The 25,662-nt window shown below is 67.3% G+C and carries 30 protein-coding genes and 1 tRNA gene; 5 read left to right on the top strand and 26 right to left on the bottom strand.

Annotated features, from left to right (window positions below):
• Position 1 precedes the first annotated feature (1 nt).
• The 20 genes from FPZ11_RS05265 to FPZ11_RS19170 form a co-directional block, all read right to left on the bottom strand.
• The gene (locus FPZ11_RS05265) at positions 2–244 is read right to left on the bottom strand and encodes a hypothetical protein (RefSeq protein WP_146318970.1); all 243 of its coding nucleotides are present in this window, start codon (positions 242–244) and stop codon (positions 2–4) included.
• A gap of 6 nt (positions 245–250) precedes the next feature.
• A complete protein-coding gene (locus FPZ11_RS05260) occupies positions 251–490 on the bottom strand; it encodes a hypothetical protein (RefSeq protein ID WP_146318968.1) in 240 nt (79 codons plus the stop codon).
• Entirely contained in the window at positions 487–1,110 is a 624-nt protein-coding gene (locus FPZ11_RS05255; RefSeq protein ID WP_146318966.1) for a hypothetical protein, read from the bottom strand. The genes FPZ11_RS05260 and FPZ11_RS05255 overlap by 4 nt, the downstream gene beginning before the upstream one ends.
• A 16-nt stretch (positions 1,111–1,126) precedes the next feature.
• Positions 1,127–1,906 carry a fibronectin type III domain-containing protein gene (locus FPZ11_RS05250; RefSeq protein ID WP_146318964.1) on the bottom strand — a complete coding sequence of 260 codons (780 nt, stop codon included), beginning with the start codon at positions 1,904–1,906 and terminating at the stop codon, positions 1,127–1,129.
• Entirely contained in the window at positions 1,906–2,103 is a 198-nt protein-coding gene (locus FPZ11_RS05245) for a hypothetical protein (RefSeq protein WP_146318962.1), read from the bottom strand. Before FPZ11_RS05245 ends, FPZ11_RS05250 begins: the two co-directional genes overlap by 1 nt.
• 9 nt (positions 2,104–2,112) lie before the next feature.
• On the bottom strand, positions 2,113–3,927 hold the full coding sequence (locus FPZ11_RS05240) for a hypothetical protein (RefSeq protein ID WP_146318960.1): 1,815 nt from the start codon (positions 3,925–3,927) through the stop codon (positions 2,113–2,115).
• Complete coding sequence (locus FPZ11_RS05235; RefSeq protein ID WP_146318958.1) at positions 3,924–4,283, bottom strand: hypothetical protein; 360 nt, start codon at positions 4,281–4,283, stop codon at positions 3,924–3,926. The genes FPZ11_RS05240 and FPZ11_RS05235 overlap by 4 nt, the downstream gene beginning before the upstream one ends.
• The gene (locus tag FPZ11_RS05230) at positions 4,283–5,842 is read right to left on the bottom strand and encodes a hypothetical protein (RefSeq protein ID WP_146318956.1); all 1,560 of its coding nucleotides are present in this window, start codon (positions 5,840–5,842) and stop codon (positions 4,283–4,285) included. The genes FPZ11_RS05235 and FPZ11_RS05230 overlap by 1 nt, the downstream gene beginning before the upstream one ends.
• A 2-nt stretch (positions 5,843–5,844) precedes the next feature.
• A complete protein-coding gene (locus FPZ11_RS05225; RefSeq protein ID WP_146318954.1) occupies positions 5,845–6,372 on the bottom strand; it encodes a hypothetical protein in 528 nt (175 codons plus the stop codon).
• Between the two features lie 7 nt (positions 6,373–6,379).
• Positions 6,380–6,805 carry a hypothetical protein gene (locus FPZ11_RS05220; RefSeq protein WP_146318953.1) on the bottom strand — a complete coding sequence of 142 codons (426 nt, stop codon included), beginning with the start codon at positions 6,803–6,805 and terminating at the stop codon, positions 6,380–6,382.
• 6 nt (positions 6,806–6,811) lie between these two features.
• On the bottom strand, positions 6,812–7,204 hold the full coding sequence (locus tag FPZ11_RS05215) for a hypothetical protein (protein ID WP_146318951.1): 393 nt from the start codon (positions 7,202–7,204) through the stop codon (positions 6,812–6,814).
• Positions 7,201–7,587, bottom strand: a complete 387-nt coding sequence (locus FPZ11_RS05210) for a hypothetical protein (RefSeq protein ID WP_146318949.1) — start codon at positions 7,585–7,587, stop codon at positions 7,201–7,203. Before FPZ11_RS05210 ends, FPZ11_RS05215 begins: the two co-directional genes overlap by 4 nt.
• A gap of 21 nt (positions 7,588–7,608) precedes the next feature.
• Positions 7,609–9,381, bottom strand: a complete 1,773-nt coding sequence (locus FPZ11_RS05205) for an HK97 family phage prohead protease (protein WP_146318947.1) — start codon at positions 9,379–9,381, stop codon at positions 7,609–7,611.
• A gap of 81 nt (positions 9,382–9,462) precedes the next feature.
• Positions 9,463–10,575, bottom strand: coding sequence for a hypothetical protein (locus FPZ11_RS05200; protein ID WP_146318945.1), 1,113 nt, complete (start codon positions 10,573–10,575; stop codon positions 9,463–9,465).
• Between the two features lie 39 nt (positions 10,576–10,614).
• Positions 10,615–12,456: a hypothetical protein gene (locus FPZ11_RS05195; RefSeq protein WP_146318943.1), complete on the bottom strand. Its 1,842-nt coding sequence runs from the start codon at positions 12,454–12,456 to the stop codon at positions 10,615–10,617.
• Between the two features lie 402 nt (positions 12,457–12,858).
• Positions 12,859–13,086, bottom strand: coding sequence for a hypothetical protein (locus FPZ11_RS05185; protein ID WP_210415958.1), 228 nt, complete (start codon positions 13,084–13,086; stop codon positions 12,859–12,861).
• A gap of 23 nt (positions 13,087–13,109) precedes the next feature.
• Entirely contained in the window at positions 13,110–13,250 is a 141-nt protein-coding gene (locus tag FPZ11_RS19175) for a hypothetical protein (RefSeq protein WP_168203738.1), read from the bottom strand.
• Positions 13,251–13,379: 129 nt separating this feature from the next.
• Positions 13,380–13,829, bottom strand: a complete 450-nt coding sequence (locus FPZ11_RS05180; protein WP_146318936.1) for a helix-turn-helix domain-containing protein — start codon at positions 13,827–13,829, stop codon at positions 13,380–13,382.
• A gap of 6 nt (positions 13,830–13,835) precedes the next feature.
• On the bottom strand, positions 13,836–14,753 hold the full coding sequence (locus FPZ11_RS20410) for a hypothetical protein (RefSeq protein ID WP_246846543.1): 918 nt from the start codon (positions 14,751–14,753) through the stop codon (positions 13,836–13,838).
• Between the two features lie 23 nt (positions 14,754–14,776).
• The gene (locus tag FPZ11_RS19170; protein WP_168203737.1) at positions 14,777–14,965 is read right to left on the bottom strand and encodes a helix-turn-helix domain-containing protein; all 189 of its coding nucleotides are present in this window, start codon (positions 14,963–14,965) and stop codon (positions 14,777–14,779) included.
• 89 nt (positions 14,966–15,054) lie between these two features.
• On the opposite strand from FPZ11_RS19170, the gene FPZ11_RS20240 reads away from it, so the two are divergent.
• Complete coding sequence (locus FPZ11_RS20240) at positions 15,055–15,324, top strand: helix-turn-helix transcriptional regulator (RefSeq protein WP_146322716.1); 270 nt, start codon at positions 15,055–15,057, stop codon at positions 15,322–15,324.
• Here the strand turns inward: FPZ11_RS20240 and FPZ11_RS05155 are convergent.
• Positions 15,286–15,358, bottom strand: a tRNA-Lys gene (locus tag FPZ11_RS05155). The two genes, FPZ11_RS20240 and FPZ11_RS05155, sit on opposite strands and share 39 nt — an antisense overlap.
• Positions 15,359–15,621: 263 nt before the next feature.
• Between FPZ11_RS05155 and FPZ11_RS05150 the strand changes: the two genes are divergently transcribed.
• Both FPZ11_RS05150 and FPZ11_RS05145 read left to right on the top strand, forming a co-directional pair.
• Positions 15,622–16,725: a glycoside hydrolase family 18 protein gene (locus FPZ11_RS05150; RefSeq protein WP_146318932.1), complete on the top strand. Its 1,104-nt coding sequence runs from the start codon at positions 15,622–15,624 to the stop codon at positions 16,723–16,725.
• Positions 16,726–16,885: 160 nt separating this feature from the next.
• Entirely contained in the window at positions 16,886–17,980 is a 1,095-nt protein-coding gene (locus tag FPZ11_RS05145) for a glycoside hydrolase family 18 protein (protein WP_146318930.1), read from the top strand.
• 161 nt (positions 17,981–18,141) lie between these two features.
• Here the strand turns inward: FPZ11_RS05145 and FPZ11_RS05140 are convergent, their stop codons facing one another.
• Positions 18,142–18,867 carry a VIT1/CCC1 transporter family protein gene (locus FPZ11_RS05140; protein ID WP_146318928.1) on the bottom strand — a complete coding sequence of 242 codons (726 nt, stop codon included), beginning with the start codon at positions 18,865–18,867 and terminating at the stop codon, positions 18,142–18,144.
• A gap of 93 nt (positions 18,868–18,960) precedes the next feature.
• On the bottom strand, positions 18,961–20,790 hold the full coding sequence (locus FPZ11_RS05135; protein ID WP_146318926.1) for a glycoside hydrolase family 15 protein: 1,830 nt from the start codon (positions 20,788–20,790) through the stop codon (positions 18,961–18,963).
• A gap of 30 nt (positions 20,791–20,820) precedes the next feature.
• Here FPZ11_RS05135 and FPZ11_RS05130 point away from each other — a divergent pair, with 30 nt between their 5' ends.
• Together FPZ11_RS05130 and FPZ11_RS05125 are read left to right on the top strand one after the other, a co-directional pair.
• Positions 20,821–22,197, top strand: a complete 1,377-nt coding sequence (locus FPZ11_RS05130) for a glucose-6-phosphate dehydrogenase (protein ID WP_210415957.1) — start codon at positions 20,821–20,823, stop codon at positions 22,195–22,197.
• Between the two features lie 64 nt (positions 22,198–22,261).
• The gene (locus FPZ11_RS05125; protein WP_146318922.1) at positions 22,262–23,785 is read left to right on the top strand and encodes an ATP-dependent DNA ligase; all 1,524 of its coding nucleotides are present in this window, start codon (positions 22,262–22,264) and stop codon (positions 23,783–23,785) included.
• Between the two features lie 31 nt (positions 23,786–23,816).
• Here FPZ11_RS05125 and FPZ11_RS05120 read toward each other — a convergent pair whose 3' ends face one another.
• The 3 genes from FPZ11_RS05120 to FPZ11_RS05110 all read right to left on the bottom strand — a co-directional run bounded on the left by FPZ11_RS05120 (position 23,817) and on the right by FPZ11_RS05110 (position 25,648).
• On the bottom strand, positions 23,817–24,476 hold the full coding sequence (locus FPZ11_RS05120) for a hypothetical protein (protein WP_146318920.1): 660 nt from the start codon (positions 24,474–24,476) through the stop codon (positions 23,817–23,819).
• Positions 24,477–24,604: 128 nt separating this feature from the next.
• The gene (locus tag FPZ11_RS05115; RefSeq protein ID WP_146318918.1) at positions 24,605–24,793 is read right to left on the bottom strand and encodes a hypothetical protein; all 189 of its coding nucleotides are present in this window, start codon (positions 24,791–24,793) and stop codon (positions 24,605–24,607) included.
• A 21-nt stretch (positions 24,794–24,814) separates the two neighbouring features.
• On the bottom strand, positions 24,815–25,648 hold the full coding sequence (locus tag FPZ11_RS05110; RefSeq protein ID WP_146318917.1) for a sugar phosphate isomerase/epimerase family protein: 834 nt from the start codon (positions 25,646–25,648) through the stop codon (positions 24,815–24,817).
• Between the last annotated feature and the right edge of the window lie 14 nt (positions 25,649–25,662).

Below are 25,662 nucleotides of genomic sequence, written 5' to 3'. Positions count from 1 at the left end.
TTCAGTCGCCGCCGTCGCCGTCGAGCAAGCCCTCGGGTGGTTCCGGCGGGGGTGGTGGCAGGCCCCGGTAGATGTGGTCTACCAGGGCCCGCGAGTAGAGCCACCATGCGCGGTCTCGTCGCTCGAGGCGTGTGATGCGTTTCGAGTGGTGGACGAGCAGCGTCGATCCTGTCGCGATCGTCCCGGCGAGGACAGCGCCGAGGGCGGTGATGATCGCGACGATGTCGGCGTCGGTGAACGTCACGGCGGGCTACTTCTTCGCGATGTGCGCTGCGGCGGTGATCGCTCCGAGGGACGCGAGCGCGGTGGCTGCGGCGTGCAGGATGTTCGGCAGGTCGATCGGGTGCCCGGACAGGTCGAAGAGTCCGACGGCGAGGGGCGCGGCGATGATGTAGATGATGGTGCGCCATGCGACGGGCAGCGTGACGGGTGCGCTGTCCACGGGCTGTTCGCTGTCCTGTTCGACGACGCCGCCGCTCACGGTCGTCATGCGAGCCCGCTGATGACGTGCTGGAGGGCTGCGATCTCGCCCTCGTCGGTGTACGTCGGTACGCCGGCCGGGATGCCTGCGCCGATGAAGTGCGCGACGCCGCCGTTGACGTAGTAGCTGCCGCCGCGTCGTGCGCCGGCCTTCCCCTTGATTCCGATGAGCATGTCGGTTCCCTTCGTGGTGGTGGTGTTGGTCGTGGGCGTGTAGGTCACGGTGTAGCCGAGGAAGTCCCCGGTCCATCCGAGATACGGGCGCGCGGTCTGCGCGGCGCGTTGCGTGATCGTGGTGATGCCGATGCGGCCGTTGCCTGCCGCGTCGGTGGCGATGAGTTGGCCGCCGCCGAGCGAGATGCACACGTCACCGGCTGCCCGGTCGGCATCCGTGCGCGTCGGGCTGACGCCGAAGTACACCGGGACGCCTGCGGGCGGCTGCTCGTCGCCTGCGTGCTTGTCGGTGGCGTAGTTCCATCCGTCGATCGCGTCGGGGTACTGCCCGGCGTGCGGGCCGATCGAGTCGTGGCTGCCGTAGGCCTGCCAGACCGTGTTGAGGCAGTCGCCTGGCGTGTTCGTGCCGTGTGCTCGCATCCACGCGATTGCCGCGCTGCCGTTGACCGTTGCCATGCTGTTCTCCGATCTGTTAGGTGAGGTTGACCCAGGCGGTGCTGTCCCACCGTTTCGCGGTGGTGACGGGCACCCAGGAGTTGCCGTTCCAGCGTTTGAAGGTGGGTGCGGCGACCCAGTCGGTGCCGTCCCACCGTTTCGCTCCCGCGAGCGTGAGGACGCTCTGGGATGCGGTGTACGCGGACGATCCTGAAGAGTTGGTGGCGCGCACGTCGATGTAGTACGTGGTGCCCTTCTCTAGCCCGGTGAGCGTCATCGACGGTGTGCTCGAGGTGAATGTGAGCGGGCTGCCGAATGCGGGGTCGTCGTCGGCGCGGATCGTGTAGCTCGAGGGCGTCGAGCCGGCCGCTGCCGACCATGACACCGGCACGGAGCCGGGCGTGGTCTGCGTGCCGATGGTGAGCCCGGTCGGTGTCTGCGGCGGAATGTGGGTGAGCGTCATCGAGGAGGAGCCGGACGCGCCACCACTGTTCGACGTGCCGGGAATGCCGGAGAACGTGAAGGAGAAGCCGATGGTCTTCGTACCGTCAGCGGAATGCCCCACGTTGATGGTGCCCGACGCGAGGGTGCGGGTTTGAGTGCCCGGGCTGGACCATGCGTAGGAGTAGCCGATGGTCGTGCCGTTGATGGTCACGACGCCGGTGACCTTCGAGCCGGAGTACGACTCCCCGTAGCTGTCAGCGGCACGCAGCACCCACATGACCGGCGAGTAGTTCCCGGCCGCGTTCGGTGTGCCTTCCGTGACCGTCAGCGAGACCGCGATAGTCCCGCTGTTGTGGCCGTCTGCTTCGGCCATCAGTACAGCCAGAGGTCGTTGGTGTGCAGCGCGGTCGGAGTCGTCGACTGGACGAAGATCGTGATGCCCTGATCATTCGTGAGCTTCGCGAGCGTGTCGGTCACATCGTTGATGGCATCCGCGCCGTCCTTCACGAGGTCGGTCGACGGGTCCACCACCGGGTAGCCGGCCGCTGCTGCATCGTCTCCTGCTGCCATGTCTGCCTCCTAGGTCAGGTTGCTGAAGTCGTTGTCGAGGCCGTCCCACGTGGTCGTCGCGGACGCGTCGTCCCACGTCACGGTGTCGGGTGCGAGGATCCAGGCGCCGGCCGGTGTGTCGATCAGGCCGCGCGTGGTGACATCCATCTCGGCCTGCGCAAGGTCGAAGCTGATCCGGGAGACGACACCGGTCTGTGTTTGCGTGTACGGGGCGATGATGCGGGCACCCTGGTACGGGCGTGCGGAGTAGTCCGACAGAGCCGTGGTGGACATCACCCGGCCGCGCCCTTGACCCTTCGCCAGGAGGTAGCCGGCTTCACCAGGCCCCGGATAGGCGCGATTGTCGTGCTCCACCAGCTGCGTCGGTGAGCCGGTACCGGCCGCGTCGTAGGACGTTTCGACGTTGCCTGCGGCATCCGTCCACGTGTACTTCACGACCACGGACCCGAACACGTCGTCCGGGTCGGTCAGGTCGATGCTGTCACCGAGCGCGGTCGCGTTGGAGTCCTGCACGATCACGGTCCCATCGACCGCGTAGCTGAGACCGTCCACGAGCCGCCACACACCCTCCTCGTCGCAGAAGAGACGCAGCCCTGCCGCACCGAGCACCGGGTCGAGCATCGACCAGTAGCTCTCACCAGGGCTCACGGTCAGCGAATCGATCGACCTGTCCACGATCGGAGTGCGTGTCGACGTGGAGGCGTTCGCGCTGCCATCCCACGCGTACGTGTAGTACGTGTCAGCGGCTTTCGCACCGTCGAAGTACGCGAGCGGTGTCACACCGTCCGTCTCGAGACCATCGCCTTGCGTGAGCTGGAAAGCATTCCAGCGCACTTGCCCGGTGGTGTGCCCGAGGTAAGCACGCGAGTAGACAGCGGTCGTGTCGGCGGGCAGCGTGAACGTCACCGACACGCGCGCCGCAGTGCCCACCGTGTTCGGGAGCTGGCCGGAGTGATACTCGACCGTGCCGCCAAGCGACGGCGCTGTCACGAACACGGTGATGGCGCGGGCGCGCGTCGCAGGGCTCGTCGTGGTGCCCGAGCACGCCGTCTTCACGTTGCCGTACCCGGACAGTGTGTATGTGTTCCCGGCCGTCATGCCGTTCGTCATGCCCGTGCCAGGATCGAGCCGCAGATACGACTCGGCGGCGGTCGGCGTGTACAGGTTCACGCAGTGCGTGCCGGCCACGAACCAGGTCGTGTCCGTGTGGTCGGTGCTGCACGCCACGCCCGCATAGCCTTGCGGGGACGTGACGAACGTTGTCGCCGGGTCGGTCATGAGATTCGTGAGCGCCGTTGTCGTGGTCACGTCAGCGTCGACCGAGTTGCCGTCCAGCGTCGCCGTCACACCGGCCGCGGCGAGCACGTCATTCACCACGTGCACGAGAGACGACTGATGAGCCCGGAAGTTCACCGGGTCTGTGGTCTTGTTCGCTTCCTGCTGAAGCTTGAATTCGTCGGTCGCCAACGCGAGCGCGATCGTGCCGGCCGCCCAGTCGATGTCCCGGGACTCGATGTTCAGCGCCGCCGACACGTCGGCCTGGGAATGCAGGGTGCCGGTGGCTTCGTCGTACTCGTACAGGGTGCACACCAGCAGCGCGACCGGCTTCGGGTCGTTGCGCGGATCCAGCGCGTCGAGCGCGGCCTGATCCAGCGCGGGCGGCAAAGACACCTCCATCGGCAGCGTGACCGTGATCGACGCCTGCAGATACGGCGTCCACGACTCATCGAAGATGACCGTGCCGCCCTCCACGTTGTAGTAGTGCGTGGCCGGCGTCGCGTCGGTGACGGACAGGTTGGCGGCGGCGTAGCGGAGGACGGTCACGACAGGAGCTTCCAGTCGAACTCGACCACGAACGCCGCCTTCGTGCTGTCGTCCTGGGTGACGCCGATCGGCCCGAGGCCGAGCAGGACGGTGTTGTTGAGGAAGTGGTCGGGGTCGGTGAATTCGATGCCGAGCTGCGCGGCGCGGGCGAACGCGTCGGCGTCTCCGGCGTCCTCGAACACGACGGCCAGGTGCCCGTGCTGGATGCCGGGGCCGACGTTGGTGGTGGTCGGGCGGCCGTCGGCGTCGTTGAGCACGTCGTGGTCCACGGTGCCGGGCGTGTAGTTCCAGGTCAGCGTGTTCACGATCGCGGGCGTGTAGACGTTGGACTGAGCGTCGGTGAAGGTGCTGGACATTAGCCGATCCTCGATCCCAGCGGGCCGCTGCCCTTGACGTTGACGAACACCTCAGGGCGCTGGTTGTTGATGTAGTTCATGAGCGCGTTCACCTGCGCGTAGCTGCCGGACAGGTCGAACTCCGGGTGCAGCTTCTGGGTGTTCATGATCTGCTGCGCCCGCACCAGCGCGTTACCCACCGACGTGGTGAAGTTCTTGTCGAAGTCGCTGCCCTGCTGCTGCCCGAGCGCGTTCGCGTTCGCGAGGAACTGCTTCGCCTGAGGGCTGTTGATCCCGTACGTGTCGATGACCTCTTGGAAGCTGGCCCGGTTGCTCGCCACGTACTGCTGCCCGGCAGCATCCAGCCCGTCCTTCACCGCGGCGTTGAAGTCGGACAGGAACCGCTTGTTCGCGTCCAGCTCCTTCTGCTGGTTCGTGATGATCGCGTCCGCGTCGCTCTTCGACCTGTCGAGGATCTGATCGAGCTGGGAGCCGGTCGACGCGAGGTCAGACTGCAGGGAACTGTTCATGCCGTCGGCAGCGGACTTCGCGGACTGCTCCGCCTTCGTCAGCTTCTCGAGCGTCGCCGCACTCTTCTCCTGCGCCTTCTCGTACTCGCTGTACGCCTGAGCAGCCTTCTTCGCCGCGTCGGTGTTGCCGCCGATAGCGCCGGTTACGTCATCGATTGACGCCTTCTGTTCTTCGGCTTCAGCGCGGCTCAGGCGCGCGTTGGCGTCGATAGCGTCCTTCGACTTCGCGGACGCGGCGGTCACCTTGCTGATGGCGTCGGGCACGCCAGCGTAGGCCTGCATCATCGTGACGACGGAGACGCCTACCTTCTTGGCATCGTCCTGGATCTGCTGGAAGCTCTTGCTGGTGCCGTCGGCGGTCTTATAGCTGTTGTCGGCCATCGACTGCAGCGACTTGTTCACGGTGTCTGCCTGCTGCAGGGCGGTCGGGCCGAGCTTCAGCATCGAATCCACGTCGGAGCCGACGGAGGCTTGGAAGGCGGCGGACTCCTCGGTGGCACTTCCGAGCTGGGCGCCGACCCATGCGAAGATCGCGCCGAGTGCCGCGGCGGGGACCATGACCTCGGGGCCCATCATCATGCCCATGCCGCCGATGGCCTGACCGGCCGCGGTCGCGGCGCCGGCGAGGCCGCCTTCACCGGAGCCGAGCGATTCGGCGAGCATGGGAACGCCGAAGCCGGCGTTCATCATGAGGCCCTCTTTGAGCTTGCCGCCTTCTTCGGACACCTGCCGGATGCCGCTGGCAGCCATCGGTGCCGCTTCGGCCGTCTTCTTCAGATCCGCCGACAGGTCGAGGCCGCCTTCCGCGGCGGCGAGCTTCGCCTTGTTGATGCTGTCCACGAGCTGCTTGCTCGCATCCGAGGCATCCTGCGTCGCGAGCTGCGCAGCCTTCATCGAGGACTCGAGCTCCTCGGCCGCCTGCTGCCCGTCGGGGCCGAGCTGCTTGAGCTGATCGACGAGACCGGAATACTCGGTGGAGAGGTTCTTCACCGAGGAGACAGCTTGCTTCGTGTCGGAGACGACACTGATCACGATCGGCTTACCGGCCATGACTAGCTCACCTTCCCCTCGACGGCCTCGTAGATGGTGCGCATCGTGGTTTGCACCCACAGCTGCGCGATGCGCGGGATGATGACTCGCGCCGCCTGGAACACGGTCCACCCGGATCGTGACGGCGGCATGAGCTGATGAGTTGTGTGCCGGAGCACCTCGGCCGTGCGGCCTTTGCGGGAGCGCCTGCGGTAGGCGGTGACCCGGTTCCGGTTGGAACCGAATTCCTCGGAGTGGGCCAGATCGGCTGGCGTGGCACCCCCGCGCATGCGCCGGGTGCTCGCGCCAGAGGAGAGCATCACGTTCTGGTTGCTGGCCTGCACCTTGTTCGATGAGCCGAGCACGGCTGACTGGAGGTCGTTGCCTGCCAGGTGTTCGGCCACTTCGGCCTGCCACTCCGGCGTGCCCATCTTGCTGGTCGCCCGCCGGATCTGTGTCTGCAGCGACTTGTCGATGAGCTGGAGGCCCTTGACTGTGGCGTCAAGGGCCTCGCTGCTCTTCGTGCTGATCGACAGCAGAGACGTGGCCATCAGGCTTCTAGCTGCCCGACACGGGAGTGACGGTCGGCTTGCCCTGGCACGGCATCGAGACGCTGGACTCCGCGAACGCGTTGACCTTGCCGCCGATGGTGCCGGGAACGACGATGAGGTTCACCGAGATCGTCGGGGACTCGTCGTCGTCGGCATCCGGCACGAAGGTGACAGCGATCGTGTCGCCCTCGTGTGCGTGCAGGTAGTTCGAGAGGGACGTGGCAGTGGACCAGTCCTGCACGGCGTCGAGCGCGCACACCCAGGTCGCCTTGCCGGCCTTCGTGAACACGCTGCCGGGCGCGAGGCCGGTCCATGTCGTGATGGGTGTGGTCGGTGTGATAGTCACGCCGGACAGCGCGGCCTCGTAGGAGTCGGATGCGACCGAGAAGGTGCAGTTCGACATGAAGAGCGGTTCGACTTCGACGGCAGACATGATCGCCTACCCCTTTCTGACCGTGAGGTCGGTTGTGATGTCGTATGCGAGATAGGCGTTGTCGTTGAACGTGGTCTTCTCGGCCTTCGACGGGTTGACGTTCTTCGTCTCCATGAGCGCTGCCCAGACGAGCAGCACGTTCGTGTCGAGGTCGTCTTCTGCCTGATCCCAGTCGGTGGAGTCGTCCACGACGGTGACGAAGAATCCGACCGTGAAGTGGGACAGCGGCGCTGAGGGTAGCGGGTCGATGGTGCGCTGCTTGATGACCAGCGCCGGGCGGTCGAGGGTGTCTGGTGCTCGCTCGCTGGAGATGACGAGCCATTCTGGGAAGGCTTCTTCCAGCGCGGTGGTGAGCACCTGGCGAGGCGTGTTGCCGTTGAAGCTGATGTCGTCGCTCATCCGAAGCTCCCGAAGGGGCTCTTGGGGCGGATTATCTGCTTGATCACCCAGTCGAGCGGGAAAGGCTGCAGGGTGAACGTGTCGGTGCCTACATCGCCGTTCTGCGGGTTTACACGGTTCGCGTTCCAGAGATTGCGTGCCTGTGCTCGCTGGCCCATGACGAGCGAGCTCGGCACCTTCCCTTCTGGGTAGTCGCCGGGGAAGTCGATGGTGTTGCCGTCGCCGTCCACTGAGAGTGACGGGTCGCGTCGCCAGCTCCACCCGTTGTCGTAGACGAGCACGGACGCTTTCGACGCGTCGAGGACTTGTTGCAGCACGTCGTCGTTGGAGGGAGCCTCCCTCCATTGTGCGCGGATGGTTTCGAGCGTGTACCAGTCGGCCATGAGAGGCTCCCTCCTTCCGGGTCAGTAGACGCCGAAGAAGGCGTCGGAGTAGGCGGCGGTGATGGTGTCGCTGGCGGGCTTGACGAGGCCGTAGGCGTAGGCGCCGACGTTGACCTGGCCGTTGGCGACGTTGACGGTCTCGGCCTGGAAGGGCGAGCCGGGCAGCGTGTAGATGTCCGCGCCGAGCTTCGCGCCGGCCAGCGCCTTGACGGCACGGTTCGTGCCGCCCTTCGCCGCGCCGCCCACGAGGCCGGTTGCCTGCTTCGCCTGCGTCATCTTCGCGGTCGGGATGGGCCGGATGGTGAGGCCTTCCAGCGAGCCGGAGCTGATGCCGAGCAGCGCCGACAGGTAGCCGTAGGTGTCGGTCGTCTTCGTCTTCAGGAACGACGTGTAAAGCGCCGAGTCCATGAGCACGAAGTCGGGCACCTCGAGGCGGGCGGTGTAGAACGCCACGACGGCATCCACGAGGGTGCCCTGCGCGTCGGTGTTGTCCACCGCCGCCGCGAGGTGCGGTGCGGCGATGATGTTCGTGCCGCCGTCGAGCGAGCCCTCGATGAGCGCGGTCAGCGCGAGGCTGTCGAGCCAGCTCTGCACGTTCAGGGACTGCTGGCCGAAGTACCAGGCGAGGAACGCGGGACCGCCGCCGAAGTCGAAGTTCTCCCGGCTGACGGTGTTGCCGCCGGCGAAGTACTGCGCGGGGATCTCGTCGATGGTCACCGCGTCCACGGCACCGGAGTGGATCTCGGCACCGTTGCCCGCCCAGGACGCACCGCTCGGCAGGTCGGACCACTTGTAGCCCTGCACCTTCCGCGAGGTGAGCGTCTGCGGGTTCAGCAGGTCGGTGATCAGCGGCTTCGGCTTGACGCGACCGAAGTACTCGCCCACCCACTGCGGGCTGAGGTCCTGGTTCTCGATCGGGTCGTCCACGTTGGTCTGCGCGGCGTACACCGAGCGGGCCTCCTCGAACAGGCTTTCCGGTGTGCGGAACACCTGCTCGATGAGCTTCTCGTCCACACGCTCACGGCGCACGAGCGACGCCATGACGGTGAACGCCTGCTCGGGCGTGATGCCCGTCTTCTTCTTGCCGCCGAGCGCCTCGAACTTCGCCTCGAGGGCTTCGATGCGCTTGGTGGTCTCGGACTTGACCGGCGCGACGGCGGACGCCGTGACGGTCTCGGGAACGACTGCCTCAGGCATCGTCTCCTCGCCTCCTGCCGGGTCGACCGGCTCCTTCTTCTCGGCCACGGTGGTCGAGGTGGTCGCGTTGCCGACGGTCAGGGTGCTGCCGTCGGGAAGGTTGGTGATGCGCGCGGCGTCGATGCCGTGCTCGGGGTCGTACTCGGCCAGCACGGTCGCGCCCTCGAACGCGGGACGTTCCACGAGCGCCGAACCGAACAGGCGGCCGGCGACGGCTTTGCCTGCCCGGACGATGACGCCCTTGGCCTCCATCGACAGCGAGCGGCGCTTGCCGGACTTGATGTCCGCGAGCGCCGCGTCGCCCTCGGCGGTGCGGGCGATGCGGTAGCTGGCGTAGACGCCATCGGCGCGCTCGTCGAGCTGCACGGCGCGACCGACAGGCTGCTCGTGGTCGTGCTGCACGTTCAGCGTCACCACGTCTGGGTCGGCGGGAAGCTCGATGGTCGCGGCCTCGACGGTGAAGCCGCCGATGTTCGTGTGACCCTCCACGCCGTACGGCAGCAGCAGCCCGGTCACGATCCGGTCATCCTCGGACGCGATGACGAGCTGACCGGCATCGAAGATCACCGAGTCCGCTGCAGGCAGCGGCGCGGTCACTTCTCCGCCTCCGCTTCGACTGGCACCTGGATGGTCTTCTCGATGCCGCCCTGGTGGATGACCTTCTCGACGGTCTGCGGCTTACTTGAGTTCGGCATCTGCTGGTCCTTCCTTCGTCGGTGGCGCGAGCGGCACCGTGGGGTCGAGCGCCTTGTCGAGCGGGGTCTTGTCGAACTCGACGGTCTGACCGTTCGGGGTCACGTCGCCCATCGACAGCCGCGCCTCGATCGGGTCGAGGTAGTAGTGCGCGGTCTGCGTGAGCAGGTCGGTGAACTGGCCAAGCTCGGTGCTGTAGGTGAGCGAGTCGATGGCGCTGGTCGATCCGAGACGGGATGCCGGCACCCCGATGTGCTTCGCCACGTCAGCAGCGACGGCGTTGCGCGCGTCGAGCAGCCATTGACCGGCAGGCTCGCCTTCTGTCACGAGGTCGAAACCGGAAGGCACGTAGGCGACCGTCGACCCGTCCCGCGATTGCCGAGCCTGCTTGTAGCCGGTGAGAAGCGTGGTCATCTCGCGCTGATCGGGTTCGGTGTCGCCTTTGTTGACGAGCTTCGTGAGCGGGACGGAGACGCGAGCGCGTTCGGCGACGGTGTGCTCGAACTCGAGAGCCTGGCGCAGGGTGCGGGTGCCGGTATTCAGCAGGCCGGGCAGCATCGACTCGAACAGGATGACGGTCTCGGCGGGCACCGGCTGCTCGTCGATGAGGATGGTGCCGTCGTCGTCCCACGTCCATTTGCCGTAGGGGACGTGCCAGGCGTTCAGCGGGAACGTGTCGGCACCACGGGTGCACTGCCACAGACTGAAGCCGAGGAACATGAAGTCGGCCAGGGTGCGACTGTTGCGCAGGTACCAAGGCTGCTGACCTTTGCCGGTCTGCGTCAGCCAGGTTGGCTGCTTCACCGCCGTGGTGCCGTTCCGCTTCGCGGAGAGTTGGAGGTTGCCGAACGCGCTCACGAGCGTCGCATATCCCGCGGAGACGGACGGAATTGTCAGGGCCTCGGGACGGCTGACGGGCATCTGGTCGCTTGGAACCTCATCGCCGAACAGGTCTTCCAGCAACATCACCGGGGCCAGGTTGTTGGCGGGCGCGTCCCATGCCGCGATCTGGAGCGGTGGGACCGCTGAAGGCACGAGGCCGAAGCCGAGCCAATTCAGCAGTCCCACCGTGAGCACCCCCTGATCGAGGTTGATCATTGCAGAAATATGCCAAAGCGACCTAATTAGGTCGGCGTGTCACACGAAAACGGTTCCTGTGAAGCGTGGTCGTCCTTGGTCGAAGGCGTGCAGCGCCATCGCGGCGGCTTCGAGTGCGGTGATGTCGTCCTCGCGTTCGCGCCGGCCGAGCGCCCAGTTCGATGGGCCGGAGAGACGCTTGACGACGACGGTTGCTGCCGCGTTCAACGGCTCCTGGTTCCAGTGGTGCACTTGGCTTTGGTCGATGGCTTTCACGATCCCGGCTGACGCGGTTCGCACCATCGGCCACGAGAATGGACGCAGGCGCGGGCGTGGGCTTTGCCGTTGCATCCATTCGGCCTCGACCATCACGGGTCCTTGGGTGTCGTGCGCGATTTCGGCCCGGTATTTGCGGGAGAGCGCGACAGCCCGATCGGCGACCCAATCGACGCCGTTCCGGTGGTCGAGCACCAGCAGGCATGCCGTGCCCTTCTCGTCGCGCCAAGCGCCGACGATCGCGGCACACGTCTGGTCAGGGTGCACGGCGATGGCCATCGAGAAACGGGACGGCGGCTCCGGCAGTTCCTCATCGGGGTCGAAGAGGCTGTTCCATCGCTCGAGGTTGATGAGACCGCCCCCGCCCGCGGGGTCGCGGAAGATGCCGAGGTACTCGGCGGCGAACTTCTCGCGATCGAGTGTCACGTAGTTCGAGTAGATGTTTTCGAGCGTGGTGAGGCCGGCCTTCAGGCCGGGATGCGTGAGCTCGACAAGCTCGCGCACGTGCCCGGCTGGGTGTTCGTCGTCGGGCTCCCACGCGGAGAGCTCCTCTTCGGTGGTGTACTGCGGTGCCGCGTAGCGGATGACTCCGGTGTCCGGGCGTTCGAGCCATTCCCAGAGCAGGTTGCCGGAGAGGTATCGGCCTCCTGTCCCGACGGCGACGATTTGGGCGCCGGGCCGAGTGTCGATGGTCGGCATGGCGGATGCGAGGATCTCCTCCGCTTTGTCGCGCTCGGGCTCTCCGGCCTCATCGATGATCACGAAGTCGAATGCTTCACCTCGGAGGTCGTCCACCGTGGATGCCCACGCGACGAAGCTGTTCGTCTCGCGGAACAGAACGGCTTCCTGGCCGGCGGCTTTCCTCAGGTACACCGGGTCTGTTCGCGGGTCGGGGTAGAGCCGCTCGATGTTCGGCGCGACATCCCTGAGAAAACGGGACCGGCCTGCTTTTCCGCTGGTCGAGGTGAACACGACGGCGCGGAAGTCCTCGCGGGTCCCGGCTCGGCCGAGCGCTTCCACGATGGCCCCCGTGCTCTTGGTCGATCGGCGCGGCTTCAGAGCGGCGTTATTCGGACGCCCGGCCGCGAGCATGTCGTGCATCAGCAGCATGGACGGGACCACGATGCCGTTCGGCAGTTTGCGTGGTCCCCAGAGCCTCAGCAGCTCGCCTCCCCGAATGAACGCCGCGCGGTCTTGGTCCGATCCGGCGAGCTCCGTGAGCTTCTGCGGCGCTAGCACTTGATCGCGTGTTTCTTCCCAGTTATCCGTGCTGATCTGGGTAAAAAGTGTGCTGCCAACGGGCGGGGGTTGTAAGGCCGTTTCAGAAACTGCGGCATCGGTCGAGGTCGCGCGGCGCCGCGGCGTGGTCGATCGCTTCGATGCGGTCGGGCGCGCGCGCTTCGTGCTCGGACTCTCGTCCTTGGTGACCGGCGCCGGCAGTGGGAGGTGCTCGAGCACGGCGGCGTCGTCGAAGAGTGTGGGGCCCGGAGTCGGGTCTACTGCTGCGCGGTGCTCGCGGTAGTAGCGGCGTCGATAGCACGTGCGGCACTCGCCGGTCTTGATGATCCAGACGGGCTTGCCGCAGGCGCAGAGCGGTGCGGCGTCGGCATCGGGGACGGCGCTCACCAGCTCGGCAGTCTCTTGTCGCTCGGGCGCGGTGTGCGCCGATGGTTGGTGAGTGATGCGCCCTTGCGTCCACCGGCCGAGCGGTTGCCGCCCATCGGGCAGTCACGCTTGAGCGCATGTTCGGGCGCGTAACGTCCAGTCCATCGACCGGAGGCATCCTCGACGTGTCCCACGTCCCACTTCGTGCCTGGCACGATGAGACCGCGGCAGCGCCAGCACACGGCTGAGCCTGCGTCGATGGTGGGTTGCATGCGCGCGCGGAGCTTACGAGAGGTGGTCGACCACTTCGCGGCCTTATGGTGTTGACTCATCGGCGGCCTCGTCTCGATCGCACGATGAGCACGATCCACGCCGCCCAGAGCGTGATGGCCAGGACGATGCCGGTCACCGGGTCGAGGATGATCACAGCGCCGTTCCGATCCCGAGTGCGCGCTCGATGCGGCGCTGTGTGAGGTAGGCCGCGTCCGCCCAGGCTTCGGCTTCGAGCTGACGCTCGCCGGCAGATGCCAGGTCGGCCATGAACGTGAGCTGGGCAGCGACTCGAGCACACTCGTGAGCGAGCGTCTGGGTGGTGCATTGCTGCGCGTAGTCGCGGAAGTGGCCCGCGAAGCGTCGGAGCTTGGAGCACACGTCAGGCTCAATGATTCGGGTTGTCACCATGCTGGGTACCTCGTTCCGAGCAGAAGAGCCGTGTCGATGATCACGGCGAGGGCGGTCAGAGAGATGACGAAGCAGACGGCTGCCGCCGTGCTCCATTCGCGCGGACGATAGGTCGAGCGTCGGCGACGGCTCATGCGAGCACCAGCTCAGGCAGACACCCGAAGGCGCAGTGGCGCTCATCGATAAGCGGGTGGCCACACGCTCCGTGCGCGCCCGCGCGCACGTTAACGTCTAGAGCTTTCTTCTCTGAGTCTTGGTAGGAGTTAAAGGATGGTTCGGGTGGCGCTGCCGCCATCCCCCCCGGTGGCGCTGCCGCCACCCGGTGGCGCCACCGCCACCCCTGTGGACAAGTTGAGGGCATCGGGCTCGGGAGCGTATTCGAAGAGCGGCTTGCGGATGTCACGGTGCCGCGCGGAACGGTCGCAGTAAGACGGGCAGGCGAGGCTGAAGACGTAGAGGTTAGGCCGCAGGTGAGCGGGCGTGCGAGCCGTGCCGCCCATCTGATAGCCGACACGGATCTCACCCAGGTCGACGAGCTTCTCGATAGCTCGTTGAGCGTTGCGAAGGTCGACGCCGGCGTAGCGCGCCAGGGTGGCGACGGACGGCCATGCACCGCCGTCGCCATCATGGTTCGCGATACCGAGCAGCACGATCTTCGCAGTGCCCTTCGCCTGCGAGTGGTGAAGGGCGATCGCGATGGACTCGACGCTCATGGTGCGTTACGCCGCCTCGGCATCGATCATGCGGTCGAAGAGGCTGATTGCGGACGCTTGCAGCTCGACGACAGTCGGCTTGAGAACATCCCTCGCGGCATCCCTCGCGGCATCCCCCGCGGCAGCCCACGCGGCATCCCTCGCGGCAGCCCACGCGGCAGCCCTCGCGGCATCCCACGCGGCATCCCACGCGGCATCCCTCGCGGCAGCCCACGCGGCATCCCCCGCGGCATCCCACACGGCATCCCTCGCGGCATCCCTCGCGGCATCCCCCGCGGCAGCCCACGCGGCATCCCTCGCGGCAGCCCACGCGGCAGCCCTCGCGGCAGCCCACGCGGCAGCCCACGCGGCATCCCACGCGGCATCCCTCGCGGCAGCCCACGCGGCATCCCCCGCGGCATCCCACACGGCATCCCCCGCGGCAGCCCACGCGGCATCCCTCGCGGCATCCCCCGCGGCATCCCCCGCGGCATCCCCCGCGGCATCCCACACGGCAGCCGCTTTCTTCTGTGCTCGGCGCACGATCGGGCCGGCTTGCTCCGCGGTCGTGTAGTTGACGATCGCTGGAAGGTCTTCCAGCTCGATCGCTTCCTCGTCGATGCCGCCCAGCTTGAGCCAGGTCGGAAGGTAGACACGGATGAGCCAATCGAGCGCCATGTACGAGCGTCGCTCGTCGGCAACCGAATCACCGGCCGTGTTCAGCAAGCGCTCGATGAACGGGCGCAGCTGCTGACGCGTCTCGTCGTCGAGCACGTCGTTCAGGTTGCGGCCGAACGCGCCGAGCACGGGACTGACGCATTTCGGCTGATCGCTGAAACGCTCGCCGGCAACGAAGCTCGCCGCCTCGAGCAGGCACGTGCCCGAATCCGGGGAGCTGTGGGCGCCGCGATCGAGCGTGATGGTGTCAATGATGGGTGCGGGCATGTCGATCTCCTTTGAGTGGTGGATCACGATGCACGCCCTGCGATCTTCTCGACGTCTTCGCGCAGGTAGCGACGGTGGCCGCGTTCGCCGAGGCGAATGAACCTGATCTGCCCCGTCTCAGCGAGGCGGCTAAGGGTCTTCGTACCGACGGGCAGCAGCTTGGTCGCCTCGCCTGGCGTGAGGTACGCCGATGAGGGAGTGTCTGTGTCCATGCGGCATACAGTATGCCAAAATGACCGATTAGACGAACGTCGACACGAGTTTCGACCCGTTTGACCGAATTGACCGTATAGTGACGGATATGACGATGCAGCAGCAGAAGCCAGCGCCATCACGCGACTCGATGGATATCGTGGTCGGCCGCAACGTGCACATGCTCATGTGGGATCGCCACATGACGCAGGCGCAGATGGGCGATGTGCTTGGACTCGAGCAGAGCGCTCTTGGACGAAAGCTGCGTGGCAAGCGCGGCTGGTCGCTTGATGAGGTGGCGGCCGCCGCCGAATTCTTCGGCGTGGCCTTCGCTGAGTTGTGCACCCCCAGGGACTTGAACCCTGAACCCACTGATTAAGAGTCAGTTGCTCTGCCGATTGAGCTAGAGGTGCGTTCTTCGGCCCGAAACGAGTTCCGAACCGAGGCACCACACTAGCATCCCGTCGAGGCGGTTGGCGAATCGAACGCCCTCATCGCCGTATCGTCAGCGCCGTCTTCCTCGCCGAGCGAATCGAGCGGCCCTCGCGTTGCTGCTCGTGCCTCGGGCTCGATAGGCTGGATGGCCGACGTTTGTTAGGCATCCTAACTAAAAAGGCGTCGCCCAGCTTCTGCGTCCGGCTCATTCATCTGCCCGTCATCGATCCGAGGGGATTCCTTGAAGCGCGTCATCGTCATCGTGTCGTCGCTCGCCGTCATCGCCGTCTGCGTCGTGATCGGTGTCGTGCTCATCGCCCGGATCGCCGGCACCGGAGCGTTCGCGGGGGAGCCCGACCCGAGGCAGGCGGAGTCCGGCTCTTCGGTGGCGGTGCGCGACGGCGCCCCGCTCGCCCCGCACTTCGCCGCGCCGTACGTCGACGTGGCATCGTCTGGCGATCTGGCGGATCTCGCGCTGAAGGCCCACGCCGATGTCATCACCGTCGGTGCTCTGCAGACGGAATCCCGCGGCTCGTGCACCCCATATTGGTCGGGCGATGAGAGCAGCCCGGTCACCGCCGACGTGCACGGCGCAGAGCTGAACCGTCTGCGCAAGAACGGTGGCGAGCTCATCCCGTCGTTCGGCGGACGCGACGCGGCGGCGACGCACACGGACCTCGCCGACAGCTGTACAGACGTGCACCAGATCGCGTTGGCCTTCGAGAACGTGTTCGCCGTCTACAAGGTGCACCGCATCAATCTCGACGTCGAAGGGGAGTCCCTCACGAACCGCACGGGAATCGACCGTCGCAACAAGGCCATCGCGGAGACCGAGGCGTGGGGCAAAGCCCATGACTGGTCGGTGTCGTTCAGCTACACGCTGCCGACCACGCGTCACGGTCTCGCGGAGGACGCTCTGACCGTGCTCTCCTCGGCGGCGAAGCACGGTGCTGTCATCTCCTCTGTCGACATCCTCACCTTCGATTGGGGCGACGGTGATGATCACGACATGCTCGCCGACACCGAGGATGCCGCGAGCGCCCTGACGGCCCAACTGAAGCAGACGATTCTGCCGGATGCATCGGACGAGCGGCTCTGGGGCGCCGTCGGCATCGTCGAGATGATCGGCATCGACGAGGTGGGAGCGCACGAGACGTTCACCCTCCGACAGGCCGCCGGCCTCGTGAATTGGGCGCGGGGCAAGGGAGTGCAGACGCTGGGCTTCCGCGATCTGCAGCGCGACAACGGCGGATGCCCCGGAGCGGTGAACCAGACGACCTGCTCCGGCGTCGAACAGGCCCCGTGGGCGTACACGAAGGCCTTCTCGGCCTTCGGGAGTTCCTGAGTCATCGGAATCGCCACACTCTCTTGTCCGTGGGCCTCCGGCTTGAGTAGGCTGAAACGCGGAAGGTTTGTTAGCAAAGTTTACTAACCCGCCGGCCGCCGTTCATGTCACTGCGTCACGCGCTCGAGTCCGCGCGACGCGCAATGCAAGGGAGCACAACATGAAACGAATCCCCGTCCTCGCCGGCGTGGGGATCGCGGCCGCGCTGGCCGTGTTCACCGCGGCGGCGCCTGCGTCAGCGAGTCCCGCCCAGGGCCCGAACCCGTGGCTTCCGACCTCGCCCTCGCACACGGTCGTGCGCGAGGGTCTTCCGCTGCAGCCGCACCTGTCGGCGCCGTACGTCGATGTGACAGAGGTGGGCGACCTCGCCGACCTGTCCCAGGCATCCGGATCGAAGTACCTCAGCCTCGCCTTCCTGCAGACGGAGGCGGCGGGTTCGTGCACGCCGTACTGGGCGGGCGACACAACGAAGCCGGTCTCGGCCGACGTCTACGGTTCGCAGTTCAACCGCATCCGCGCTCGCGGCGGAGATGTCATCCCGTCGTTCGGCGGCTACTCGGCAGACACGACGAACACCGACATCGCGGACAGCTGCACCGACGTGCATCAGATCGCGCTCGCGTACGAGAACGTCTTCTCGGTCTACAAGGTGCACCGCATCGACCTCGACGTCGAGGCGGACTCGATCACCAACCAGGCGGGCATCGACCGCCGCAATCAGGCGATCGCCGAGGTCGAGCGCTGGGGTGCGGCGCACCACTGGAACGTGTCCTTCTCGTACACGCTGCCATCCACGCCGCAAGGCCTCGCGGCCTCCGGAATCGCCGTGCTGCAGTCCGCCGCGAAGTACCACGCGTCGATCGCCGACGTGAACGTGATGACATTCGACTACTGGGACGGCGCCACGCACAACATGCTGACCGACGCCGAGACCGCCGCCACGGCGCTCACCACCCAGTTGAAGCAGACGATCCTGCCGCACGCTTCCCCTCGAGCACTCTGGCACACCGTCGGCATCGTCCAGATGAACGGCATCGACGACTACGGCCCAGAGGAGACGTTCCCGCTCGACCAGGCCGCTCCGCTCGTGAAGTGGGCGTCGGCGCACGGAGTGCAGACGATGAGCTTCTGGGCGCTGCAGCGCGACAACGGCGGATGCCCCGGTACCGCCGGCTCCAACACCTGCTCGGGCGTCGCGCAGCCCACCTGGGCGTTCAGCAAGGCCTTCGCCGCATTCGACTCCTGGCGATACTGACGATCGGCGCACCCGACCGCTGATCACGGTGCCCGTTCCGGACCATGCCGCCTTGGCGTGCTCATGTCCGGGACGGGCACGATTCCGTTCGGGGGAGCGCGGAGCGAAGCGCCTGTCGGCGGCTCTCGGCGGGGGCCCGCCGTCCGCATGAATGCGACGGATCAGCCGGCCTGCACGCCGAGCAGATGACCGACCAGATACGTCGCGGCAACGGCGATGGCGCCGAAGAGCAGTTGCCGGATCGCTCCGCGCCACCACGCCTTGCCGGTGAAGTAGGCGGCGAACGCACCCGCGATCAGCAGCCCGACGCCGCCGACCGTGAGTCCCAGCCAGAGCTGCGATGAGCCGAAGAGGAACGACAACAGCGGGATCACCGCCCCGAGCGAGAACATCACGAACGAGGAGACCGCGGCGATCCACGGCGACGGCTTCGACTCGGGGTCGACGCCGAGCTCTTGCGTGATGTGCACGCGCACGGCCCGCTCCGGGTTGTCGTGCACCTCGGCGGCCGCCCGCTCAGCGGTCTGGGCCGACATGCCCATCTCCTGGAACATGCCGGAGAGCTCGTGCATCTCGCCCTGCGGGTTGCGCACCTGGGCACCGCGCTCCACCGCAGCCTCTTTGTCGACCTGTTCGTTCTGCGTGGTGACCGAGGTGTACTCGCCGAGTGCCATCGAGAACGCGCCGGCCACGAGGCCCGCGAGCCCCGTGAGGATGATCGTGCCGCGCGATGCCCCGGCGGCGCCGATGCCCGCGATGAGGGCGATGTTGGTGACGAGGCCGTCCATCGCGCCGAACACGGCGGCGCGCAGCCAGCCGCCCGAGACATCCGAATGCCGGTGGTCGTATTCGTGCGGATCGCGATACGGCGCAGGTGCATCGGGCATCCTGCCAGCCTACGGTGCGGCCGTGCGCACGGGCCAGCCGCCGGCCCTTCCGATCAGCTCGAGCGTGGGCCGCGGCACGTCGTGCGTCTCACGTCAGTCGGGCTCACCGATGCGGCGCGACGGGCTGCCGCCGCCGACGATCGCGTCGCCGTGTCCCTCTGCCCGTGCGATGGCATCCGCCGCCCGCACGAGCGCCAGATGGGAGAGCGCCTGCGGGGTGTTGCCCGCCTGGCGTCCTGAAGCGGGGGAGTACTCCTCGCTGAGCATGCCCACGTCGTTGGCGAGGCCGCACAGCTTGTGCATGAGGGTGTTCGCGGCATCCAGCTGTCCGGCGCGCGCATATTGCTCGACCAGCCAGAACGAACAGGCGAGAAAGGGATGCTCGCCCGCCGGCAGCCCGTCGAGTTGCTCCGTCGAGCGGTAGCGCAGCAGCAGGCCGTGCTGCATCAGGTCCTCCTCGATGGCCTGCACCGTGCCGAGCATGCGCGGGTCGTCGGGAGCCACGAAACCGACCTGGGAGAGCTGCAGCAGCGCGGCATCCACCTCGGCGGTCTCGTAGTGCTGGGTGAACGTGTTGCGGCGCCTGTCGTAGCCGTGTCGCTCGATCTCGTCTCGCAGCGCCGCGCGCTGGTCTCTCCAGTGCTGCACGGGACCCTCGAGGCCGAACTCCTCGGAGGCTCGCACGGCTCGGTCGTAGGCCGCCCAGACCATCACGCGCGAGTGCGTGAACGACCTCGCCGGCCCGCGGATCTCCCAGATGCCCTGATCGCGCTTGTGCGCCACCTCGTCGAGCCTGCCCATCAGGGCGCGCTGCAGCGACCACGAGAACGCGTTCTCCTCGATGCCCGCCAGCCGCGCGTCGTGCAGCGCGATCATCACCTCGCCGATGACATCGGCCTGGAACTGCTTCGCCGCTCCGTTGCCGATGCGCACGGGGGAGGCGCCGTGATATCCCGGCAGCGAGTCCAACTCGTACTCCGGAAGGAACCGTTCTCCGCCGAGCCCATACATGATCTGCACGTCGGCGGGATCGCCGGCCAGCGCCCGCAGCAGCCACGAGCGCCAGCTCGAGACCTCCTCGACGTAGCCGTGCGCGATGAGCGCGCTCAGGGTCTGCGAGGCATCCCGAAGCCAGACGTAGCGATAGTCCCAGTTGCGGGTGCCGCCGAACTGCTCTGGCAGTGACGTGGTTGCGGCGGCGGCGACGCCGCCGGTGTCGGTGTTGGTCAGCGCGCGAAGCACCAGGAGCGAGCGGAGCACTTCGTCGGAGTAGCCGCCGCGATGCCGGAACGTCGAGGCCCAATCATTCCAGAGCTTCTCGGTGGTGCGGATGCCAGAGGCCGCCGTGATCGGCTCGGGAACCGCCTGGTGAGACGGATACCAGGTGAGGCTGTGGTCGACGACCTCGCCTTCGCGCACGGTGAAGATGCCCTCGTGCACGTGGTCGGTCGGGGTCAGTTCGACGCCCCGCACCACGAGGGCGTCGGGTCCGGCGACGGCCTGCAGGGTGTGCTTGGCGTCGTGCATCTGCTGCACCCACGGCACGCTCGTCGCATAGCCGAACCGCATGCGCAGCTCGACGCGCATCTCGACGTGACCCGAGACGCCTCTGATGCGACGAACGACGTCGGCGCGGTCGTCATTGCGCGGCATCACGTCCACCACCTCGACGACCCCGGTCGACGTGGTCCAGGTGGTCTGCAAGATGAACGACTCGCCACGATAGTGCCGCTCGACCCGCGCATCGGGGTCGGTGGGAGCGACCAGCCATCGCCCGTGGTCGGGGGTGCCGAGCAGAGACCCGAAGATCGACGGGGAGTCGTAACGAGGCAGGCAGAGCCAGTCGATGCTGCCATCCCTGCCGACGAGTGCCCCCGTGTAACAGTCGCTGATGAGTGCATAGTCCTCTATCGCCAACGCCATTTCGCCATCCTCGCAGGTAGCGTGGAAGGCATGGCTGAGGCTGTACGGACTTTGATCATCCTGGGGGCGACCGGTGATCTCACCTCTCGTCTTCTGCTTCCGGCGTTGGGGCAGCTGCTGACACGTGAACCGCAGCGGCGTCTCGAGCTGGTGGGCGTCGGCACCTCCGACTGGACCACGGCGCACTGGCGTAGCGTCGTGCGCAAGTCGTTCGCGACGGTGAAGGCATCCGGTGACTCCGTCGACGACCTGCTCTCCTCGACACGCTTCACGTCGGCCGACGTCACGAAACCCGACGCCCTGAAAGAGCTGCTCGGGGCAGCGGAGGGCACTCCAGCCCTGTACTTCGCCCTGCCGCCGGCGGTGACGAAGGATGTCTGCGCAGCCCTCGCGCAGATCGAGCTGCCGGAAGACCTGCGGCTCGCCCTCGAGAAGCCGTTCGGCACGGACAAGCGCAGCGCTGCGGCACTGAATCGCAGACTCACCGCGCTCGTGCCCGAGGATCACGTGCACCGCATCGACCATTTCCTCGGCAACTCGACGGTGCAGAACCTCTTCGGGCTCCGCTTCGCGAACCGCATCTTCGAGCCGCTCTGGAGCACGGAACACGTCGAGCGCGTCGACATCGTCTTCGACGAGCAGCTGGGCCTGGAGGGCCGAGCGGGCTACTACGACCACGCCGGAGCCCTTGTCGACATGATCCAGAGCCATCTCCTGCAGGTGATGGCGGTCGTGGCGATGGAGCCGCCGTCGACCATGAGCGCCGCCGATCTGCGCGACGCCAAGGAACTCGTGCTCCGTGCCACCAAGGTGTGGGACGACGACGCGGTGGCTGCGAGCCATCGCGGCAGGTATACGAGCGGCACGATCGACGGCCGCACGCTGCCCGACTACGTCGACGAGCAGGGCGTCGACCCGGCGCAGGGCACGGAGACCCTCGCCCAGGTGACGTTCGCCGTCGGCAACTGGCGCTGGTCCGGCGTGCCCTTCACTCTGCGGTCGGGAAAGGCGATCGGCACGCTGCGGCACGAGATCGTGCTGACCTTCCGGCAGGCGCACCACGTTCCGACGGGGCTGCGCGGGGTCGCGCATCCCTCGCAGCTGCGCATCAAGCTCGGGCCTGACGAGATGGTGCTCGAGGTCAACACGAACGGACCGGGCAACCCGCGCTACCTCTCGCGCAGCGAGCTGCACGCCGACTTCGGGCCGGGCAGCCTGCTCGCCTATGGCGAGGTTCTCGCCGGAGTCCTCGACGGCGACCCCGCCCTCTCGGTGCGCGGCGACACGGCAGAGGAATGCTGGCGCATCGTCGCGCCGGTGCTGAAGGCGTGGCGTGACGGCGACGTACCGCTCGACGACTACGCCGCGGGCTCGGAAGGGCCCGCGGACTGGTCGGTCATCCCCTGACCGCAGACCGGCCGCGGCCTGTGACATGGACCCGCCTGTCGGCGGTGAGCGGGAGACTGTGCCGGTGCTGTTGAACGAGCTGGTCGTCACCTCGCAGGCCGTCGCGGCGACGCGGTCGAGGCTGGCGAAAGTGGATGCCCTCGCCGCGCTCCTCTCGCGTCTGGCACCCGATGAGGTGGTCATCGCCGTCGGCCTGCTGCTCGGCGGTCCGCGGCAGGGGCGTCTCGGCGTGGGCTGGCGCTCTGCCGCAGGGATCGATGTCGCTCCGGTGGCCGTTCCCGCGCTCACGCTGCTCGAGGTCGACGAGACCTTCGAACGCCTGGCCGCGGTGTCGGGCAACGGCTCAGCCGCCACGCGCGCCGACATGCTCGCCGGCCTGATGGTCCGCGCGGCGGCTGACGAGCAGCGGTTTCTGGTGCACGTGCTTCTCGGCGAGATGCGCACCGGCGCCCTGGAGGGCGTGTTGATCGATGCGATCGCCGCGGCGACGGGCGTTCCCGTGGCGCAGGTGCGCCGGGCGGCCATGCTGTCGGGCAGCCTCGCCGCCACGGCAGCTCTCGCCCTCGGCCCCGATGCCGCGGCGCTCGCCGACGTCTCGCTTCGCGTGGGAGTCGCGGTGCGACCGATGTTGGCGGCATCCGCCGCGACCGTCTCCGAGGCGCTCGAAGCGACGGGTGGGGCCTCGGTCGAGTACAAGCTCGACGGGGCGCGCATCCAGGTGCACCGCGACGGCGACGAGGTGCACGTGTTCACGCGCAGTCTCGCCGACATCACGCACCGTGTGCCCGAGGTGGTCGATGCGGTGCGTCGGCTTGAACTGCAGACGGCGATCTTCGACGGTGAGACGCTGACGCTCGACGAAGCGGGTGTTCCGCGCCCGTTCCAGCAGACGATGTCGCGGTTCGGAGCAGACGCGGCCCGCGAGGCGCTTCTGCGACCGTGGTTCTTCGACCTTCTCCACCTCGACGGCCGCGACCTGCTCGACGAGCCGCAGTCGCAGCGCCGGGCCGAACTGCTGCGCGTCGCGCCGGACTTGACCATCCCCGGTGTGACGACGGAGGATCCGGCGGTCGCCGAGGCGTTCTCGCTCGAGGCGCTCGCCCAGGGGCACGAGGGCGTCGTGGTCAAGGCGTCCGACGCCCCGTACACGGCAGGCAGGCGCGGCTCGGGCTGGGTGAAGGTGAAGCCCGTGCACACGTACGACCTCGTCGTGCTGGCGTGCGAATGGGGGTCGGGCCGTCGACAGGGCTGGCTCTCCAACCTGCACCTCGGTGCCTACGATCCGACAGGCGAGTTCGGCGATCCAGGCGGGTTCGTGATGGTCGGCAAGACGTTCAAGGGTCTCACCGACGAGTTGCTCAGCTGGCAGACGGAACGCTTCACGCAGCTCGAGGTGCGCAGAACCCGTGGAACGGTGTGGGTCGAGCCGGTGACGGTGGTGGAGATCGCGATCGACGGGGTGCAGGCATCCCCGCGCTACCCGGGCGGAATCGCGTTGCGGTTCGCCCGCGTCAAGCGCTACCGGGACGACAAGCGAGCCGATGAGGCGGACACCATCCAGACGCTTCGCTCACTGCTGCGGGTCTGACGAGGCCGCGACCCGGAACTGGCGCGAGGAGTCAGCTGTTCTGCGCGACGGCCTGTCTGGCCACGATGGTGGCCAGCGGCTCGGTGACGGGCCACTTGAGATCGGTCCAGGTGGTGATCGGCGCGGGCTCCCATTGCAGGGCGAGGGAGTCCTCGTCGAGCACCGCCTCGTCATCGCCCTCCGGCTCGTCGTGGCGGTGCGACGGCGCGTGATCTGTCATTTCGAGCGGCTGGGTCGTGACCGCCTCTGTGCTGCGGCCGGAAGCATCCGCCTCGTCGCCTTCGACGGATGCGAGCACGGGCGTGGTCACGACCGGCTCCGCTTCCACGACCGCGGGCTCCGCTACCGGTGCATCGTCGTTCACGGGTGCGGGCGATGGCAGGGGAGGGGCGGCCAGTGCGGGTTGGGCCGCCGGCTCTTCACCGGCGTCGAGCTTGAGCTGTGCGTCGCGCAGCGCTGCCGTCACCTCGAGGGCGACCTGATGAGCGAGCACGGCACGGAAGAGTTCGTCGGTGTCGCCGTCGGTGCGGCGCCGCACGACCCATTCGCCCGACTCCCCGATCGCAGCAGCGACGCGTGAATGCACCAGCTCGAAGATCTGCTCTTCTGCGAGGCGAGGGAGCGGAGCCGCGACCTCGGCGACCGCGACAATGGGGGCTGCCTGCGCGGCATGCCTCCGACGACCGAACATGACGCACGACTCCTTCGCTGCTGACACTGACCCCCGTGCTCCCAGTCTGGGGGATGCACGACGACACGAACAAAGGACACGCCGCACCGCGTCGATGGAGCGGCCGGTCTACCTGCCGTCGAGGTGCTTCAGTGCTCGGTCGACAGTTCTTTCGAGCGGTCGTGCACGCTCGTCACGGCGACGACGAGGGACAACGCCCATCCCGCCCACACGAGGATCAGGCGCCAGTCGCGACGGCCCTCCCGCGTGGTCTGAATGACGGAGACCACGCCGAGAGCGGCACTCACCACGCCCCAGTTCAGAAGGTATTTGCGCATCTCATCCCCCTCGGCACCATCTCACCGTACCCGGCGATCGCTCCGTTGCGAATCATCGCGTCGACTCGACGCGGCCAGCGTCTCTCTGGCGAACGAGAGTGTGCGCGCGAGACGTTCGTCGCGTTCCGCGCGGCTTCGCCCGTGAGAGGCGACCTCAGCGACGACGCTGCCCTTCCACCCGCGTCGAACCAACAGGCGCAGCACTCCGGCGACGGGCTGGCGTCCGTCGCCGGGAACCAGGTGTTCGTCGAGCACGCCGCCCTCGTACACCGAGCGGCTGCCGTCGCACAGGTGCACGTGGCGAAGACGTTCGCCGAGACGGAGTGCGAGCTCCAGGCTGTCACGACCGGCGAGCGCCGCGTGGGAGAAGTCGAGCGTGGCCGCGTCGCAGTCGATTGTCAGCGGATCCCAGCCGGGCGAGTAGACGGCTCTGCGCCGTCCGCCGATGTTCCACGGGAACATGTTCTCCACCGCGAGCTCGATGCCGGTGCGGTCGGCGATCGACCGGATCGCCGTCGTGAAGGAGCGCGCGTAGCGTCGCTGCCAGTGGAACGGCGGATGCACGACGACGGTCGGCGCCCCGACGTCGCGTGCCAGCAGCGCGGCCCGCTCGAGCTTGTGCAGCGGGTCGAGGCCCCACACGAGTTGCGTGAAGAACAGCACCGGCGCGTGCACGGAGAGCACGGGCAGGCGGTGGCGGGCCGAGAGGGCGAGCAGGGCGGCGGCATCCTGCGTTCCGGGGTCACGGGAGACCATGACCTCGATGCCGTCGAAGCCGAGGTGCGCAGCCGTGGCGAAGGCAGACTCGACCGAGTGCGGGTATACGCATGAGGTGCTCATACCGATCGCGATCATCGTGAACCGACCGT

It is taken from the genome of Humibacter ginsenosidimutans (genome assembly GCF_007859675.1).
Classification (GTDB): Bacteria; Actinomycetota; Actinomycetes; order Actinomycetales; family Microbacteriaceae; genus Humibacter; species Humibacter ginsenosidimutans.
Note: the sequence above shows the minus strand (reverse complement) of the source record. Positions and strands in the feature narration are given on the sequence as shown.